Source organism: Brevibacterium moorei (genome assembly GCF_024580735.1).
GTDB classification, from domain to species: Bacteria; Actinomycetota; Actinomycetes; order Actinomycetales; family Brevibacteriaceae; genus Brevibacterium; species Brevibacterium moorei.
This window is the reverse complement of record NZ_JANIJX010000001.1, coordinates 1-15,434: the sequence shown is the minus strand read 5'-3', so window position 1 is coordinate 15,434 and position 15,434 is coordinate 1. Positions and strand designations below refer to the sequence as shown.

At 66.8% G+C, this 15,434-nt stretch carries 17 protein-coding genes; 6 read left to right on the top strand and 11 right to left on the bottom strand.

All coding sequences use genetic code 11. The features are described from left to right. The 3 genes from arc to NQ034_RS00075 form a co-directional block, all read right to left on the bottom strand. Complete coding sequence (gene arc / locus NQ034_RS00085; RefSeq protein WP_257046356.1) at positions 1–1,683, bottom strand: proteasome ATPase; 1,683 nt, start codon at positions 1,681–1,683, stop codon at positions 1–3. 1 nt (position 1,684) lies between these two features. Further along, positions 1,685–2,722 (bottom strand): tRNA (adenine-N1)-methyltransferase, encoded by a 1,038-nt coding sequence (locus tag NQ034_RS00080; protein WP_257046355.1) that lies wholly within the window; start codon positions 2,720–2,722, stop codon positions 1,685–1,687. Between the two features lie 81 nt (positions 2,723–2,803). Next, entirely contained in the window at positions 2,804–3,976 is a 1,173-nt protein-coding gene (locus NQ034_RS00075; RefSeq protein WP_257046354.1) for a site-2 protease family protein, read from the bottom strand. Between the two features lie 45 nt (positions 3,977–4,021). Here NQ034_RS00075 and NQ034_RS00070 point away from each other — a divergent pair, with 45 nt between their 5' ends. Beyond that, on the top strand, positions 4,022–4,831 hold the full coding sequence (locus NQ034_RS00070) for a RecB family exonuclease (protein WP_257046353.1): 810 nt from the start codon (positions 4,022–4,024) through the stop codon (positions 4,829–4,831). A gap of 9 nt (positions 4,832–4,840) precedes the next feature. Here NQ034_RS00070 and NQ034_RS00065 read toward each other — a convergent pair whose 3' ends face one another. Continuing rightward, positions 4,841–5,494 carry an HAD family hydrolase gene (locus NQ034_RS00065; RefSeq protein WP_257046352.1) on the bottom strand — a complete coding sequence of 218 codons (654 nt, stop codon included), beginning with the start codon at positions 5,492–5,494 and terminating at the stop codon, positions 4,841–4,843. A 34-nt stretch (positions 5,495–5,528) separates the two neighbouring features. Here NQ034_RS00065 and NQ034_RS00060 point away from each other — a divergent pair, with 34 nt between their 5' ends. Beyond that, positions 5,529–6,344, top strand: a complete 816-nt coding sequence (locus tag NQ034_RS00060; RefSeq protein WP_257046351.1) for a PAC2 family protein — start codon at positions 5,529–5,531, stop codon at positions 6,342–6,344. 21 nt (positions 6,345–6,365) lie between these two features. On the opposite strand, the gene mshC is transcribed toward NQ034_RS00060, so the two are convergent. The 3 genes from mshC to NQ034_RS00045 all read right to left on the bottom strand — a co-directional run bounded on the left by mshC (position 6,366) and on the right by NQ034_RS00045 (position 9,021). Further along, positions 6,366–7,610, bottom strand: a complete 1,245-nt coding sequence (gene mshC / locus NQ034_RS00055) for a cysteine--1-D-myo-inosityl 2-amino-2-deoxy-alpha-D-glucopyranoside ligase (protein WP_257046350.1) — start codon at positions 7,608–7,610, stop codon at positions 6,366–6,368. A gap of 65 nt (positions 7,611–7,675) precedes the next feature. Further along, positions 7,676–8,461 (bottom strand): SCO1664 family protein, encoded by a 786-nt coding sequence (locus NQ034_RS00050; RefSeq protein ID WP_257046349.1) that lies wholly within the window; start codon positions 8,459–8,461, stop codon positions 7,676–7,678. Then, positions 8,461–9,021, bottom strand: a complete 561-nt coding sequence (locus tag NQ034_RS00045; RefSeq protein WP_257046348.1) for a DUF3090 family protein — start codon at positions 9,019–9,021, stop codon at positions 8,461–8,463. The genes NQ034_RS00050 and NQ034_RS00045 overlap by 1 nt, the downstream gene beginning before the upstream one ends. Positions 9,022–9,068: 47 nt before the next feature. Between NQ034_RS00045 and NQ034_RS00040 the strand changes: the two genes are divergently transcribed. After that, entirely contained in the window at positions 9,069–9,371 is a 303-nt protein-coding gene (locus tag NQ034_RS00040) for a hypothetical protein (protein ID WP_257046347.1), read from the top strand. On the opposite strand, the gene NQ034_RS00035 is transcribed toward NQ034_RS00040, so the two are convergent. Further along, complete coding sequence (locus tag NQ034_RS00035) at positions 9,341–10,273, bottom strand: aldo/keto reductase (protein ID WP_257046346.1); 933 nt, start codon at positions 10,271–10,273, stop codon at positions 9,341–9,343. The two genes, NQ034_RS00040 and NQ034_RS00035, sit on opposite strands and share 31 nt — an antisense overlap. Before the next feature lie 91 nt (positions 10,274–10,364). Here NQ034_RS00035 and NQ034_RS00030 point away from each other — a divergent pair, with 91 nt between their 5' ends. After that, positions 10,365–11,189: an undecaprenyl-diphosphate phosphatase gene (locus NQ034_RS00030; protein WP_257046639.1), complete on the top strand. Its 825-nt coding sequence runs from the start codon at positions 10,365–10,367 to the stop codon at positions 11,187–11,189. A gap of 19 nt (positions 11,190–11,208) precedes the next feature. Here NQ034_RS00030 and NQ034_RS00025 read toward each other — a convergent pair whose 3' ends face one another. Then, a complete protein-coding gene (locus NQ034_RS00025) occupies positions 11,209–11,841 on the bottom strand; it encodes a histidine phosphatase family protein (protein ID WP_257046345.1) in 633 nt (210 codons plus the stop codon). An 88-nt stretch (positions 11,842–11,929) separates the two neighbouring features. Between NQ034_RS00025 and NQ034_RS00020 the strand changes: the two genes are divergently transcribed. Beyond that, positions 11,930–12,133: a DUF5703 family protein gene (locus NQ034_RS00020; RefSeq protein WP_257046344.1), complete on the top strand. Its 204-nt coding sequence runs from the start codon at positions 11,930–11,932 to the stop codon at positions 12,131–12,133. Continuing rightward, a complete protein-coding gene (locus tag NQ034_RS00015) occupies positions 12,130–13,122 on the top strand; it encodes a DMT family transporter (protein WP_257046343.1) in 993 nt (330 codons plus the stop codon). Before NQ034_RS00020 ends, NQ034_RS00015 begins: the two co-directional genes overlap by 4 nt. A gap of 21 nt (positions 13,123–13,143) precedes the next feature. On the opposite strand, the gene NQ034_RS00010 is transcribed toward NQ034_RS00015, so the two are convergent. Further along, complete coding sequence (locus tag NQ034_RS00010) at positions 13,144–14,475, bottom strand: M20/M25/M40 family metallo-hydrolase (RefSeq protein ID WP_257046342.1); 1,332 nt, start codon at positions 14,473–14,475, stop codon at positions 13,144–13,146. 93 nt (positions 14,476–14,568) lie between these two features. Next, positions 14,569–15,255, bottom strand: coding sequence for a hypothetical protein (locus NQ034_RS00005; RefSeq protein ID WP_257046341.1), 687 nt, complete (start codon positions 15,253–15,255; stop codon positions 14,569–14,571). Between the last annotated feature and the right edge of the window lie 179 nt (positions 15,256–15,434).

The window sequence follows — 15,434 nt, the reverse complement described above, 5'->3', positions numbered from 1 at the left end:
TCAGAGCAGGCTGTCGTCCGGCCTGGCCGTCACCGCCGGGGGAACCGTCGCAGCAGCAGCCGAGGCCGCGGCGATCTCCCGGCGGTCTCGTGCCAGCATCGTCAGGTTCGTGATCCGTTCGCCCTTCTTACCGGAGATCCGCGCCCACTCATCGGGGTTGGTCTCATTGGGCAGGTCCTCGTGCTCGGAGAACTCCTCGGCGATGGCCGCATCGAAGTGAGCGGCGGACAGACCCTTGACGCCTGTGGTCAGAGCGTCCTTGATCGCATACTTCTTGGCCCGGTCGATGATATTGGCGATCATCGCCCCGGAGGTGAAGTCTGCGAAGTACATGGTCTCCGAGCGTCCGGTCGCGTATGTCACGCGGACGAATTCGTTCTCCGGCGTGCGCTCGTACATCCGCTCGGTGCAGTGATCGATCAGCCGATCGACCGCCTGCTGCCTGTCCGTGGTGCCCTCGAGCACCGACGGGTGCAGTGGCAGTTCGGCGTTGAGGTAGATCCCGAAGATCTCCTTGGCCGCCGCGCGGTCCGGACGCTCGATGCGGATCTTGACATCCAGCCGACCGGGGCGCAGGATCGCGGGATCGATCAGATCCTCACGGTTGGACGCACCGATCACGATGACGTTGTCGAGCCGTTCGACACCGTCGATCTCGGCCAGCAGCTGCGGGACGATCGTGGTCTCCACGTCCGAGGACTTGCCGGTGCCGCGGGTGCGGAACAGCGACTCCATCTCGTCGAAGAACACCACGACCGGGGACCCGGCGGTGGCCTTCTCCCTGGCGCGGGCGAAGATCAGCCGTAGCTGGCGTTCGGTTTCGCCAACGTATTTGTCCAGCAGCTCCGGGCCCTTGATGTTGAGGAAGTAGGAGCGCGGACGGCGGCCTGCGGCTTCCGGGTCGGCCTGCCGCCGGGCGGCCAGGGAGTTCGCGACGGCCTTCGCGATGAGGGTCTTGCCACAGCCGGGAGGGCCGTAGAGCAGAATGCCCTTGGGCGGCTTGAGCCCGTGTTCGCGGTACAGCTCCGGGTGCTCGAAGGGCAGTTCCACCGCGTCCTGGATCTCGCCGATCTGCGCATGCAGCCCGCCGATGTCCGTATACGAGATGTCGGGGACGTGTTCGAGCAGGAGCGACTGGACCTCCGGCTTCTCCACCAGTTCATAGGCGTAATGGGTTCTGGTGTCCACCAACACCGCGGTACCGGCGCGCAGGCCGGAGTCCAACAGCGGCTGTGCCAGCGTGTAGATCTGCTCATCATCCCCCGGGGCCCCGACCAGGATCCTGTCCTCGCCCACCAGCTCGCGCACCGTGACGACGGTGCCGACCCGGTTGTAATCGGCGACGTCCAGGGCCACCAGGCCCTCCGACAGACGAACGGTGATACCGGGGACCAGCCGGGAGGAGTCGAGTTCGGGGGAAATGGCCACACGCATCTGCCGGCCCGCATAGAGGATGTCGACGGTGGGGATCGCGTCCTCGCCGGTCACCACGCCCACCACTGTGGCGAACGAGTTCGGCGGCTCCGTCAGACGCTCGGCCTCGGACTTGATCCGGGTGAGTTCCTCCCTGGCCGTGCGCAGGGTCTTCGTCAGGGCCTCATTGCGCTTGCCGGCATTGAACAGCTGCTGGCGCAGGGATGCGGAATCCTTGCGCAGGCGGCCGAGCTCTTCTTCCGTGCTCATCTCATTCCTCCTCGGATGTACTCTGAGCTGTGTCCGTATCCAGGAACTGCGCGCGCCGATCGACTTCCCGCGCGACCCTGCGCAGTTTCTTGGGCGTGGCGATGCGTTCACCCACTGCCTCTGGCGTGACTTCCGGATCCTGCCAGGCGGCCCGATCGGCTTCCTTCGGGGTCGCGGCCTGCGGCCGCTTCACCCGTTCCAGGGGGCTGCCGCCTGGAGCCAGGCGGCGGGCGAACAGGAGGAAGCCGGAGTGGCCGATCATCCGGTGCTCCGGACGCACCGCCAGGCCCTCGAGGTGCCAATCGCGGACCATGGACTCCAGGGCGCGGGATTCGGTGAACTGTCCGGAGGCCGCGATCGCCTCGCGCAGTCGGGACAGCTGGGGGACGGTCGCGACGTAGCCGATGAAGACGCCGCCGGGTGCCAGGGCAGTGGCGACTTCCGGCAGGCACTCCCACGGGGTCAGCATGTCCAGGACCACGCGGTCGACCGTGCCGGGGGCGAACTGCCCCGGTAGCTCCTCGGACAGATCACCCAGGGTGTAGGACCATGCGGGATGGTCGCCTCCGAAGAAATCGCGGATATTGCCCGCGGCGATGGCGGCGAATTCCTCGCGGCGTTCGAAGGAGTGCACCCGGCCGGTGTCGCCCACCGCCCGCAGCAGGCTCAGGGTCAGGGCGCCGGAGCCCAGACCCGCCTCGACCACGGTGGCACCGGGGAAGATATCGCCCAGCGTCACGATGAGGGCGGCGTCCTTGGGGTAGATGACAGCCGCGCCGCGGGGCATCGAGAGGATGAAGTCCTCGAGCGTGGGCCGCAGTGCCTGATAGGACACTCCGGCCGAATTCTCCACCACGGTGCCCTGCTCGGCCCCGATCAGCAGATCGTGGGCCAACTGTCCCTTGGCGGTGTGGAAGATGTGTCCCGGTGCCAGCACCAGGGTGTGCATCCGGCCCTTGGGATCGGTCAGCTGTACCTTGTCGCCGGGGCGGAATGGGCCTCGCCGGTCGTTCGCACCGGTCGTCGTCATCGCAGTCATTGTGCTTCAAGCCTATTACGAATAGGGCCCGCCCTCCCCATCGGTGGGCGGAATGTCCGCGATGCGATCACCCGGCGCGGGTCACACGGCCATCAGTTCATCGAAGAATTCCTGCAGATCGATCAGTCCGGTCAGCGTCGAACCCTCCATCACCAGGCAGAACTCCGCCTTGGGCCGATGGGTCAGGGACTCCAGAAGGTGGGGTGCCGTGATTTCATGCGGCACCCCGACCCAGCCGCCCAGGGGGCGGGCGAACTCGTGGATGAGGCTGGTTTGCGCGACTTCCTCGTTGAGCCCGGCGACCGCATGGCGGTCGACGATCCCATACGGCAGGCCGCGTTCGTTGAGCACGATGATGAGCGTCTGGTCCCCTGCAGCGCCCATGCTGTTCGCGACTGCCAGGGCGTGCGCCACCTCGGAGTCCCAGGTGGCGGCGATCGCCGGCTGGATCACCTGGTCGAGGTCGTAGTTCTCCATCTTGCGCGCCCGCTTCGCGTGAGTCGCGGCGTCGCCCGCGGAGAACCACAGCATGAGTGCGATCGCCGTGGTGGAGATGATCGTGACGTAGTCGGGCCGCTGACCGGCGGCCATCGGCACGACGACGGAGACGACAATGAGGGCCACCGCGATCCCCCTGCCGATCCAGCTGGCGACGATCGTGCCCTTGTACTGGCTGTTCGTGGCCCGCCAGATCAGGGCCTGCAGGGCCCAACCACCGTCTAAGGGGATGCCGGGGAACAGGTTCATCACGCCCAGAGCCAGGTTCGCGAACACCAGGGCGACCAACAGCAGCCAGGCGATCGATCCGTCCGGGACGATCCGCAGCAGCAGCCAACCGACGAGGGCCAGCACGATGTTGACGATGGGCCCGACGATGGAGACCACGAAGTTCGTGGTCGCGGATTTCCGCTGGTCCTCCTCCACCTTGGGTTCGAACTTCGTGAAGCCGCCCCAGATGTTCAGTTCGAATGCGGCGACGCGCTGCCCGTAGAGCCGACCGGCCACACCGTGGGCAAGTTCGTGCAGGAAGACGGAGAAGAACAGCAGGACCGCATAGCAGAATGCGATGACCCAGGCGCTCATCCGCAGGTCGCCACCGCTCATGGTGCGCACGAAGGGGGTGAAGAGGATGGTGATGACCGCGGCCGCGATGAACCACGACCAGGACAGGATCACCGGGGCGCCCAACACCCTGCCCAGGGTCAGGCCGGTAGAGGAGCCGATGAAGGGCTTGCGCTTGGATTGAGACGACATCGCCCCAATCCTACCGTGTCCGTGCTCGCTCCTAAGATGGGTGCCATGGCCGAACTCAATGCTCTTTCCCCCTCGCGTGCGAACGATTTCCTGCAGTGCCCTCTGAAGTTCCGCTTCCGCACCGTCGATCGGCTGCCGGAACCGCCGTCGGCCGCCGCGTTCAAGGGCACCCTGGTACACGCGGTGCTCGAGCACCTCTACGATCTACCGGCGCCGGAGCGCACCCTCGACGCAGCGCGCGGTCTCATCGTGCCCCGGTTCGACGACCTTGCCCGGGACAAGGAGGACGTTGCCGAACTCTTCCCCGATGAGGTCGCCCGCGACCGGCTGTTCGACGAATCGGCACAGCTGCTGCGCAGTTACTTCGCACTGGAGCTGCCGGACAGGCTGGAGCCGGCGGAACGGGAGAAGTTCGTCTCCGTGACTCTGGACAACGGGCTGAAGCTGCGCGGCTTCATCGACCGGATCGATGTGGCCCCCGGTGGGCAGATCCGGCTGGTCGACTACAAGACCGGCAAGCAGCCCAAGCCGCAGTACAGCAGGGAGGCGGAATTCCAGATGCGCTTCTACGCCCTGTTGCGCTACCGTACGGACGGTGTGCTGGTCCATACCCTGCAGCTGATGTACTTGGGATCGCGGTCCATCAAGGCGATGCGACCGGTCCTGGCCGACGTCGAACGCACTGAACACCAGATCCTGGGCCTGTGGGAGGACATTTCCCGGTCGGCCGAAACCGGGGTGTGGCGCACCCGCACCTCGCCGTTGTGCGGATGGTGCCATTTCAAACCCCTGTGCCCGGCCTGGGGCAATGAGGCGCCCGCCGCCCCGGAAATCACCGCGATCGCCGGGCGCTGAGCCCGCGGCTCACAGGTCCAGGCCGACCAGTCCCGCCAACTGCGCGGCATCGATGCCCTGCAGGGTGTCGATGAGGGTGGCCCCCGGCACACCGCTCAGGTCTTCCAGATTGCGCACGCCGATGGCCCGGGTGCCCGCCGCCGCCGCGGATGTCAGACCGGTCACCGAATCCTCCAGGGCGATGCATTCGGCCGGCTCCAATCCGAGGGTGGCGGCCGCCTGTAGATAGGGCGCCGGATCGGGCTTGCCGGCGCTGACCTCGTCGCCGGTGATGAGTGTGTCCAGGGCGCCGGTGGGCGTCTGCCGGGCGACCACCTCGGCGAGCCGACGGTACGACATGGTCACCATGGCGGTCGGCACACCGCTTGCGACCAGATCGCGCAACAGTTCGAGCGCACCGGGACGGAACGGGGTGTGTTCGACGACCTGCTCCCCCACTCGGTCCAGCAGCCGTTCGACGGTCTCCGCCGTGCCAAGCGGCAGGCCGGCGGCGCGCAGCGCATCGGCCGAGACGTTCAGTGCATTGCCGATCAGCTGCCGGCCGTCTGCCGCGGTCCACTGCAGGCCGTATTGCGCCATCAGCGCGGTCTCGGCTGTGATCCAGTACGGTTCGGTGTCGACCAGGGTGCCATCCATGTCCCACAGGACTGCTTTGAGTTTCACACCCTCCACCCTAGTGCGCGGGTAGCCTGGAGGCATGTCGTATCTGTCAGCCGGGCAGCGCCTGGTCGTCATCGCCCTCGAGGGTTGGACGGACGCCGCCAATGCGGCCTCCGATCTGGCCCGCCACCTCATCGAACAGTGGAACCTGTCCCCGGGGCCCGAACTCGCCGGGGAGGAATTCTACGATCTGACCTGCGCCCGTCCGCTGATCGAGCGCACCCCCGCCGGTCCCGTCATCCGGATGCCGTCCCTGCAGTGCTTCGACGGCACAGTGCCCGGCGGCGGCAATCCGATCAGGGTCGTACTCGGTCCTGAACCGCAGTTGCACTGGTCCAGGTTCGCCACGGAATTCCTCGACTTAGTCTCCACCGGTGATCGGGTGGTGTCCCTGGGCGCACTGGCCGCCGAGGTTCCCCATACCCGGCCGCTGCCGGTGACCCTGACCAGCGAGGATCCCGCCGCACACGGGGAGGCGGTCGTCGCGGAGGAGTACGAGGGCCCCACCGGTTTCATGGGCTTCGTCCAGCCACTGCTGGCCGCCTCCGGGTGCGAACCGGTCAACGCCTGGGTGCTGGCGCCCGACTATGCACTGGCGGCCCCGAATCCCAAGGCGCTGTTGGCACTGCTGGGAGTGTTCGAGGACTTGACCGGGCTGCTGGTCGACCATCGTGAGATCCACGTAGAGGCCGAGGCCTGGCTGGCCGGGGTCGATGCGCTGGTCGCCGATGACGCGGATCTGTCGGGCCTGGTCGAGGAATTGGAGTCACAGGTGGACGCCGCAGATCTACCGGAGGCCACCGGCGAGGCGATCGCCCGCGAGATCGAACGATACCTGCGCCGCCGCGAATAGCGGGGCCAGGGCCCCTCCTGCTCAGTCCGCGAGCAGGTCGATGCCCAGCAGGGCGTCCACGGCCTGGACGATCTCCAGCTGGTCGGCCGCAGCCGGCGACGATCCATCGCCGCGGGCCGCAGCCCACTCGTCGATGACGCCCAGCGCGCTCGGGGTGTCCAGATCATCGGCCAGGGCGGCGCGCAGATCGGCCAGCACCTCGCCCGCGGCGACCGGAACATTCGAGCGCGCGGCCGCGCGCCACTGATCCAACCTGTCCTGGGCGCTGGCCAGCAGGGGCTCGTCCCAGAACCAATCGCACCGGTAGTGGTGGGCGAGGATGGCCAGACGGATCGCGGCGGGGTCGACGCCCTGGGCCCGCAGGCAGGAGACGAGGACCAGGTTGCCCTTGGACTTCGACATCTTCTCCCCGTCGAGTCCGACCATTCCCGTGTGCATATAGGCCTCGGCGAAGGGTGTGCCCGTCAGGGCCGTGGCATGGGCCGCACACATTTCGTGGTGGGGGAAGATCAGATCGGATCCCCCGCCCTGCACGGTCAGGGGGAATCCCGCGTACTTGCCGGCGATCACAGCGCATTCGATGTGCCAGCCCGGTCGGCCCTCGCCCAACGAGGCACCCGGCCAGCTGGGTTCTCCGGGCCGAGCGGAGCGCCACAGCAGAGCGTCCAGGGGGTTCTCCTTGCCCGGAGTTTCGGGATCGCCGCCGCGTTCTGCGAAGAACCGCATCATCTGCGCGTGGTCCAGGTGGCTCTCGGAGCCGAACGGCGGGCGCACCTCGGTGTCGACCCGGTAGTACACATCGCCGTTGTCCAGGCTGTAGGCGGCGCCCTTGGCCACGAGGTCTTCCACCGCGGCCACGACATCGGGGATCGATTCGACGGCGCCGATGTAGTGCGCCGGCGGGATCACCCGCAGTGCCTCCATATCGGTGCGGAAGAGCTCGATCTGTTCATCGGCCAGCGCACGCCAGTCGACGCCGGTGTCGTCGGCACGTTCCAACAGGGGGTCGTCGATATCCGTGGTGTTCTGCACATAGGTCACATCGAACCCTGCGTCGCGCCAGACGCGGACCAGGGTGTCGAAGGCGACGTAGGTCGCAGCGTGCCCCATGTGTGTCGCATCGTAGGGGGTGATCCCGCAGACGTACAGGCGGGGCGCGCCGTCACCGGTGATGGTGACGGGACCGCGGGCCGAGGTGCTGTACGCGGTGGGGGCCGGGCCCCGGGTGGGCAGGACGGGAATACTAGGTTTCGACCATGATCTCACCCGACCAAGCATACATATCGTCATGGCTTTTTGAAGCCACCGGCGCCAATCCCGGCCCCCGGCCGCTAGAACGGAGGCCAGGGCAGCGGATAGCGGTCAGTCGGCGGATCGGGATACTCCCCCGCGCGCAGCAGTGCGGTGGCGCGCACGGCGACCTGCGAGACCTCGTCCGCGGTGAGCAGCGGACCGAGGACGTGGGCGACGGCACCGACATCGGCGGCAGCCCGCAGCACCTCGACCTCATCGACGGTCAGCGGCTCCCCTGCGAAGCCCCAGAGCAGGGTCCGCAACCGGTCGCCGGTGGCCAGGCTCAGCCCATTGTCGATCCCGTAGACTCCGGGCGCACGGTGCTGTGGGTCCCAGCTGCCGGTGAGCACGTGGCCGCCCTTGCGATCGGCGTTTCCCATGAGCAGGTCGAGCAACGCGATCCGCCTGACCGCGGGAGTGTGGGCGATGACGAGTTCGGAGCCGTCATCGCCCTGGGCGCGGAAGACCGGCAGCACATCGGCCGGGACCCTACCCGCTTCATACACATCGACCTCCTGCCCGCCGGAGGCGCTGACATAGGCCTGGAGTGAACCTGAGAGTTCCCCCAAATCCTCACGCAGCACGGTGGGCGGCACACAGTCCAGGCCGAGGAACCGTGAGAGTTCGAAGGCCGCGACTTCCCTGGCGGGCAGGGTCTCCACATCGAAGTCGTGCAGGGGCCGGGCTCCGGCACGGGGCTTGAGGACGGCACGGGCGATCGACCCGTCGGCCTCGACACTGACCATGTAGGTAGCATTGCTGGCTCCCGGAATCTCTCCGAACACCTCGACCCGGCCGTGGTCCAGGAGTTCGGCCGGCGTCATCAGCGTGCCACTCCATTGGCCCGTGGGCACAGATGTCCGCCGGGGTCCAGCGGCAACGAACAGAAGGGGCAGTCCTCCCGACCGGCGCCCACCACCTGATCCGCCCTCCGGGAGAATTCGCGGGCCTGGGCGCCGGACAGGACGACTTTGAAGACGGCCCGTTCATCGTCATCGGGATCCGCGGTGATACCGGATTCGGCATCGGCCTGAGAGAGTTCATAGCATTCGACCAGGAGTCGGGAGAGTCCCGTGTCCCAACCCAGACTCATCGTCCCCACCCTGAATTCCGGGTCGACGGGCATCGAGAGTCCGGCATTGTCGTAATGGCGGGGCAGCGCCGTCGCGGGGATCTCGTCTACGGCCAAGGTCTTGGCCCGGACCATGTCGAGCAGTTCGGCCATCCGCTCCGAGAGCATTTCGACCTGTTCCTTCTCCAGTTTCACCGTCGTCACGCGCGACTCGGACTTGGCCTGGAGGTAAAAGGTACGGTCCCCAGGAAGTCCGACGGTACCCACGATGAAGCGGTCGGGGTTGGAATGCTCGAAAACCTGAGAAGCCATGGTCCAAGCCTATCGCCTGTCACTGCGTGCACGGTTAGAATGACGCCATGAGCGTAGAGCCTGAGGTCGCCCTCGAAGAATTCCTTTCCGCCGTCCGAGCCCATTTCCAGGCTGCGGCGCACCGCAGCGGCTCGACCGACGAGAACGTGCGCGCCGCCTACACCGCCTTGGCAGACGCCTTCGACGACTACGACGATGCGATCTTCACCGCGTTCGACGAAGTCACGCCCTTCGAGCTCTACGACGACATCGAGGATGCCAAAGAGGATGCCGAGGACTCGGACTCAGATGACTTCGACGATGAGTTGGACGACGATGACTATGCAGACGTCGAGGAAGAGGATCGGTAGACGGGGTCGGAGATCTGATCGAGTGCCTCCAGAATCTCCGGAGCCAGGACCAACTGCGAGTCGATGACCTCGGCCAACTGCTCCGGAGTTCGGGGCGCTACGATCGTGCTGGCCTGCGGCTGCAGCCGGTTCCAGGCCATCACCACGTCCACCGCGGATGTCCCCAGGGCGCTGGCGGCTTTGAGTACTCCACTGATCACCGCCCGCGATGCCTCGGTGTCGAGTTCGTCGACGTAGTCCGCGGCGCTCGTCTCCTTGCGGGTGCCGGCGGTGGACTGACCCTGGTAGCGGCCGGTGAGCAGCCCTCGGCCCAGCCCCGCACCGGCCAGAATGCCGACTCCCAGATAATCCGCTGCGGGGAAGACCGTCTGTTCGACCTCGCGGGCCAACAGAGAGTGTTCATTGCAGGCCGCCACCACGTCGATGCCGGCTCCGCGCAGCGTGGCCAGCTGCCAACCGGTGAGGTAGGCGGCAGCCACGTGGACGACCTGGCCGCTTCTCAATAGCTGGTCGACCGCGGCTGCGGTCTCGTCCAATGGAGTGTCGTAGTCGAAGCCGTCGAGGACCAGCAAATCGATCCGGTCACGGCCCAACCGTTGGAGCAGGGACCTGGTCTGGGCGAGCAGAGTGGCTCTGCCCGCATTGACATGCGCGTTCTCCCCCGACCCGACGATCCCCACCCGTGCGGCGACCGATACCGAATCGGGGATCCCAGCGGTACCAAGGACATCTGCGGCGGGACCGGCGAAGGACGGCAGTTCCACCAGAGTCCCCCCGGCCTCGGCATAGTCCTCGAGTAGTCGGGAAGCGGTTTCCCCGTCGACCCGGCGGCCGAATTCGAAGGCACCCAGAGTGACGGAAGATACCTCTAAACCCGAGTTGCCAACGCGATTTCGCTCCATATCCCATGAGACTACCGGATAACCTGTCTAGGGTATTCAATCGACCGTCGGCACGGGCCCGGCGGCCGACCACTCTGAAAGGTTTTGCATGCTGGACTGGCTCATCGCCGCGATCATGGGCATTGTGCAGGGACTCACCGAGTTCCTGCCGATCTCCTCCTCGGCCCATCTGTCGATCGTCGGGGAATTCCTCATGCCGGGCCGCGAACCGGGATCCTTCTTCACCGCCATCATCCAGTTGGGCACAGAGGCGGCCGTGCTCGTCTACTTCTGGAACGACATCGTCGGCATCATCTCGAAGTGGTGTATGGCACTGGTGGGCAAGTGGGACAGAAAGGACCCCGAGGTCCGTTTGGGCTGGTGGGTCATCATCGGCTCCATTCCCATCGGCGTCTTGGGACTGCTGTTCGAAGATGCGATCACCTCGACCCTGCGCAGCCTGTGGATCACCGCGACCATGCTCATCGTCTTCGGCATCATCCTGGGTATAGCCGACCGGCTGGGACGGCGGGACCTCACCCTGGATCAGATGACGTGGAAGCAGGGCGTGGGATACGGTCTGGCACAGGCGCTGGCGCTGATCCCCGGGGTCTCGCGCTCTGGCGGAACGATCATGGCCGGGCGCCTGATGGGCTTCACCCGTGAAGCCGCGGCCAGGTATTCGTTCCTGCTGGCGATGCCCGCGGTCTTCCTCTCGGGGCTCTATTCCGCGGCCAAGGCCGTGGACGAGCCGATGACCCTGGGCTGGGGCCCCACCGCCCTGGCCACCGTAATCGCCTTCGGCGTCGGCTACGCCGTGATCGTGGGCTTCCTCAAGTTCGTCTCCACGAAGTCGTTCGCGCCCTTCGTGTGGTACCGGATCGCACTGGGCATTGTGCTCTACATCCTGTTGGGCACGGGCCTGCTCCACGCCTGAGCGACCGCGGCGGGCCCCGCTACCCGCCCAGGGTGCCGCGGGCCCGCTGTGCGGGACCGGCGGCGGAGACGGCACAGACCATCGGGGCGTCCGGCCGTGTGTAGTCGACGAGGCTGAAGGTCCCGGTCGCCACCGTCAGCCGGTGCAGCCCGCCCAGGCCCAGGCCCAGTGCGTCCAGCAGGGCGAATTTGACGATGTCGCCGTGTGTCACGACGACGATGCGCTCGCTTTCGCCCGCTCCGTCGAGCAGTTCGGCCACACCCCTGCGGGCTCTGGCATAGGCCTCGGCCAGGGACTCTCCTCCCGGGAACTCGACGGAGCCGGGATGCGCCACCAGTTCGGCCCAGGCCGACAGCCGTCCCAAGTCGGCGAGCCGGCGGCCCGACCACTGGCCGTAATCGACCTCGTCGAAGGCCCGATGGATCGCAATCGCCCGGTGGCGATCCGGGAACAGGAGTTCGGCGGTCTCACGACAGCGCAATACGCTCGATCGGACTATCCGCTGCGGCGCGATGGCGGAGATGGCCTCGCGCAGAGCGGTGACCTGTTCGACCCCGCGGGAGCTCAGGTGGACTCCGGGAGTACGGCCGGCGAGTACCTTGTCGACATTCGCGCTGGACTCGCCGTGGCGCACGAATATGATCTGGGCCATTCCCCTAGCGTACCGTCAACCCGATGCCCCGTTGATACAGTGACGCACAGGGCGCGACTGAGCACCTTGGCAGACGAAAGGAGCGCGCATGCAGCGCACCAGGGCCGATATCGAATACGAGTACCGCACTGTGCGGTTCCAACCCCACACCCCCAAGTCGGTGGCCTACCGCGAGGTCAGTGAGGCCACCGAGTACGGCAAATGGGAACTCGCTCGGACCCTCATCCACTTCGGCGGGGCCAGAACCGTAGTGCTCAAGCGCAGGATCATTCGAATGCAGCGCACCGCATGACCGGGACCCGCACCGCCCAGTCGGCGGGCAATCTGGCCTTCGCCTCGACCGCTCTGCTGGCAGTGGGCGCCGGTATCGGCATGGCAGGCCAGGGCAAGGCCAATGGCGCTCTGGCCGGAGTGCTCGGTCATGGAATCTTCTCCGCCACCAGTTCCTTCGCGACCGGACTGATCATCATGATCGTCATCGTGCTCGTGATTCCGGGGTCACGGCGTGCGGCGGTCCGCGAGATCTCCCTGATCAAGTCGGGCCGGATCCCCTGGTGGATGCTCACCGGCGGTATCGCCGGTTCCACGATCGTCATCTCCCAATCGTTGACGGTGCCGATCTTCGGGGTCGCGGTGTTCACCCTGTCGTTCCTGTCCGGTCAGCTGTTGGGCGCTCTCATCGTGGACAACACGAACCTGCCGCCGGGTGGACGCAAGCCCCTGTCCACGACCCGGATCCTGGGCGTCGTCATCGTCATCGCGGGTGTCATCGTGTCCTCCGTGGGCAGTCTGACAGGAGGGATCGCCTGGTGGGCGCCCCTGCTGCCCGTGGTCTCCGGCATCCTCACCGGGTTCCAACAGGCCTTCAACGGCCGGATCAAGAACGCGACACGGTCCGCGGTCGCCGCGACCACGACGAACTTCCTCGTCGGAACGCTGTTCCTGCTCCTGTGCTCCGGTGTCGTCGCCGGGCTGGTCACGCCGCTGCGCTGGGAGGTTGCCCTGCCTGGCGATTGGTGGATGTTCACCGGCGGTGCGCTGGGCGTGATCTTCATCGGCGTGTCCACTGCCGCAGTGACCCGGCTGGGCGTGCTGATGCTGAGCATGTCGACACTGCTGGGCAACCTTGTCGGGTCGTTGTTGATCGATGTCTTCACCGGCAATGCCGCGCATGCTCTGGCGCCGTTGAACCTACTGGCCATGCTCATCGTCGTCATCGGCGCCCTGATCGCCGCCCTGCCCGGCCGGAAGCCGGGCGGGCGGACCAGGGTGGAGGTCTAGCCTCGTCCGCCCGCGACGAGTTCAGGAGTCGAGCATGAACCGGCCCAGCACCCTAGTGCCGAATTCGAGTGCTGCGACCGGGACCCGCTCGTCGACTCCGTGGAACATGGCGGGGAAGTCCAGATCGGGCGTCAGCTGCAGTGGCGCGAAGCCGTAGCCGGTGATGCCCAGACGGCTGAGCTGCTTGTTGTCCGTTCCCCCGGAGAGCGCATAGGGCAGCACAGTGGCACCGGGGTCCTCGGCCTGCAGGGAGGAGACCATCGCGTCGACAGTGCGGCCGGTGAACGGCGTCTCCAGCGCCACGCCCTCGATCAGGGTGTCGACCTCGACATCGGGGCCGGCCAGTTCCTTGATGGTGAGCATCATGTCCTCGGTGCGCCCGGGCAGCGGCCGGCAGTCGATCAGGGCGCTCGCCTCACCCGGGATGACATTGTGCTTGTAGCCACCGCTGAGCAGGGTCGGGTTGGAGATGTTGTTGAAGGTCGCCCCGACGAACTTCTGCACACTGCCCAGCTCATCGAGCAGGGCCCCATAGTTCTCCGCCGCGAACTCGATGCCGGTCATATCGGACACCCCGCGCAGCAGCTGCTGGGTGGCGATCGGGATTTCCTGCGGCCATTCGTGTTCGCCGATCCGGGCGACCGCCTGGGCCAGTTTGGTGATCGGGTTGTCGCGGTTGACCTGGGAGCCGTGCCCGGCCGAACCGCGGGCCGTGAGTTTGAGCCACAGCAGGCCCTTCTCCGCCGTCTGCACGAGGTAGGCCCGCTGCCCGCGGATGTCCACTGAGTAGCCGCCCACCTCCGAGACCGCATCGGTGGCGCCGGTGAACAGGCCGGCGTGGTTGTCGACCATGAACTTCGCACCGAAGGCGGACCCGGCCTCCTCGTCGGCGAAGAACGCGATGACGAGGTCGCGGTCGGGCTGGACGCCCTGGCGCACCAGGTGGCGGACGGACGCGATGATCATCGCGTCCATGTCCTTCATATCGACCGCACCACGGCCCCACAGCAGACCGTCCTTGATGATCCCGCCGAAGGGGTCGACGCTCCATTCCGAGGCGTCTGCTGGAACGACGTCGGTGTGGCCGTGGACGACGAGGGCGCCGCGTTCGGGGTTGCGTCCGGGGATCCGGGCCAGTAGGTTCGCGCGACCCTCACCGGAGGTGTAGATGGTCGATTCGAGGCCCACTTCGTCGAACTTGCCCTTGATGTACTCGGCTGCGGGGAGGTCCGGGTTCGCCTTCCCATCGCCCCAGTTCTGGGTATCGAAGCGGATGAGGTCCTGCGCAATCGCTGTGACCTCGGCGGCGGCCTGGGTGAAGTCGGTCTGCGCGGCGTCCGCGGATCCTGTCATGGATGGTCCTTTCATCGGGTGCAGGCGGAAGCTCCTCCCTGCGTGTCGGTCCTCACATCCTATCCATCGTTCCTCGTCAGAGCGCCTCCGATGTCAGTGTTCGGACGCGGGGGCGCCGCCCCCAGCGGCCCTGGCGGCCGACCATGAACCATAATGGCGGCGCACCGCCGCCGGCGACGGCAGATTCCCACCGCCGCTACGCAGGGCCGACAGCCAGGTACTGAAGGCGGTGAAGGAACCGGCGGGGTCCTCTTGCGCGTACCGGACCATCAGCCCGTCGTAGTCCGCAGCGGAGAAGCGGGTGGCGCCGGCGGGCCGGCCGGTGCTGGCCGTGGGCAGTCCGGCCGCCGCCAGTGCCGGATTCCAGCGCCCGGCGCCCAAGTGCTTCATCACCGTCTGCGAGGTGGGCGGCCAGGCCCGCTCCCCCGCCGCCGCCTGTGCGCCGACCTCCCCCAGCCAGTGCGTCCTGGCTCGGTCGTAGGCCTGCACACTCATCACAGCGGCTCCGGGTACCGCGGCCGCGGCTCGGCCCGCTGCGGCGCGGGCGAGGATTCCGGCAGGGTCGACGGTGATCTCCTGCGCAGCCAACCTGGCGGCCAGTTCCTCTGTGGGGCCGTCTGCGGAATCGGTGTTGGCCGGGGCCCGGCGGACGCTGTCAACGGCGACGGCTCCGTTGGGTGCAGTGTCCGGACGAATCCGGTCGTAGAGGAAGTGAAGCGCTATTTCAGTGAGGGAATGGCCATTGTGCGGCGCTTGGGCAGAGGAGGACGTGGTTTCCATGTGCTCGAGCCTATCGCGGAGACGGATTGGCATTCGTCTCGATTATCTCCCTCCGTTACCTTTTTAGTAGCCCTGGTTCGTGACAGGATCAGGACTGCTGGCCCGTCGGGCCCGGCATGACTTATGCCCCCAGTCATTGATGATCCGGGGGGTGTTGTCACCGGGTTCCGATAGGCATC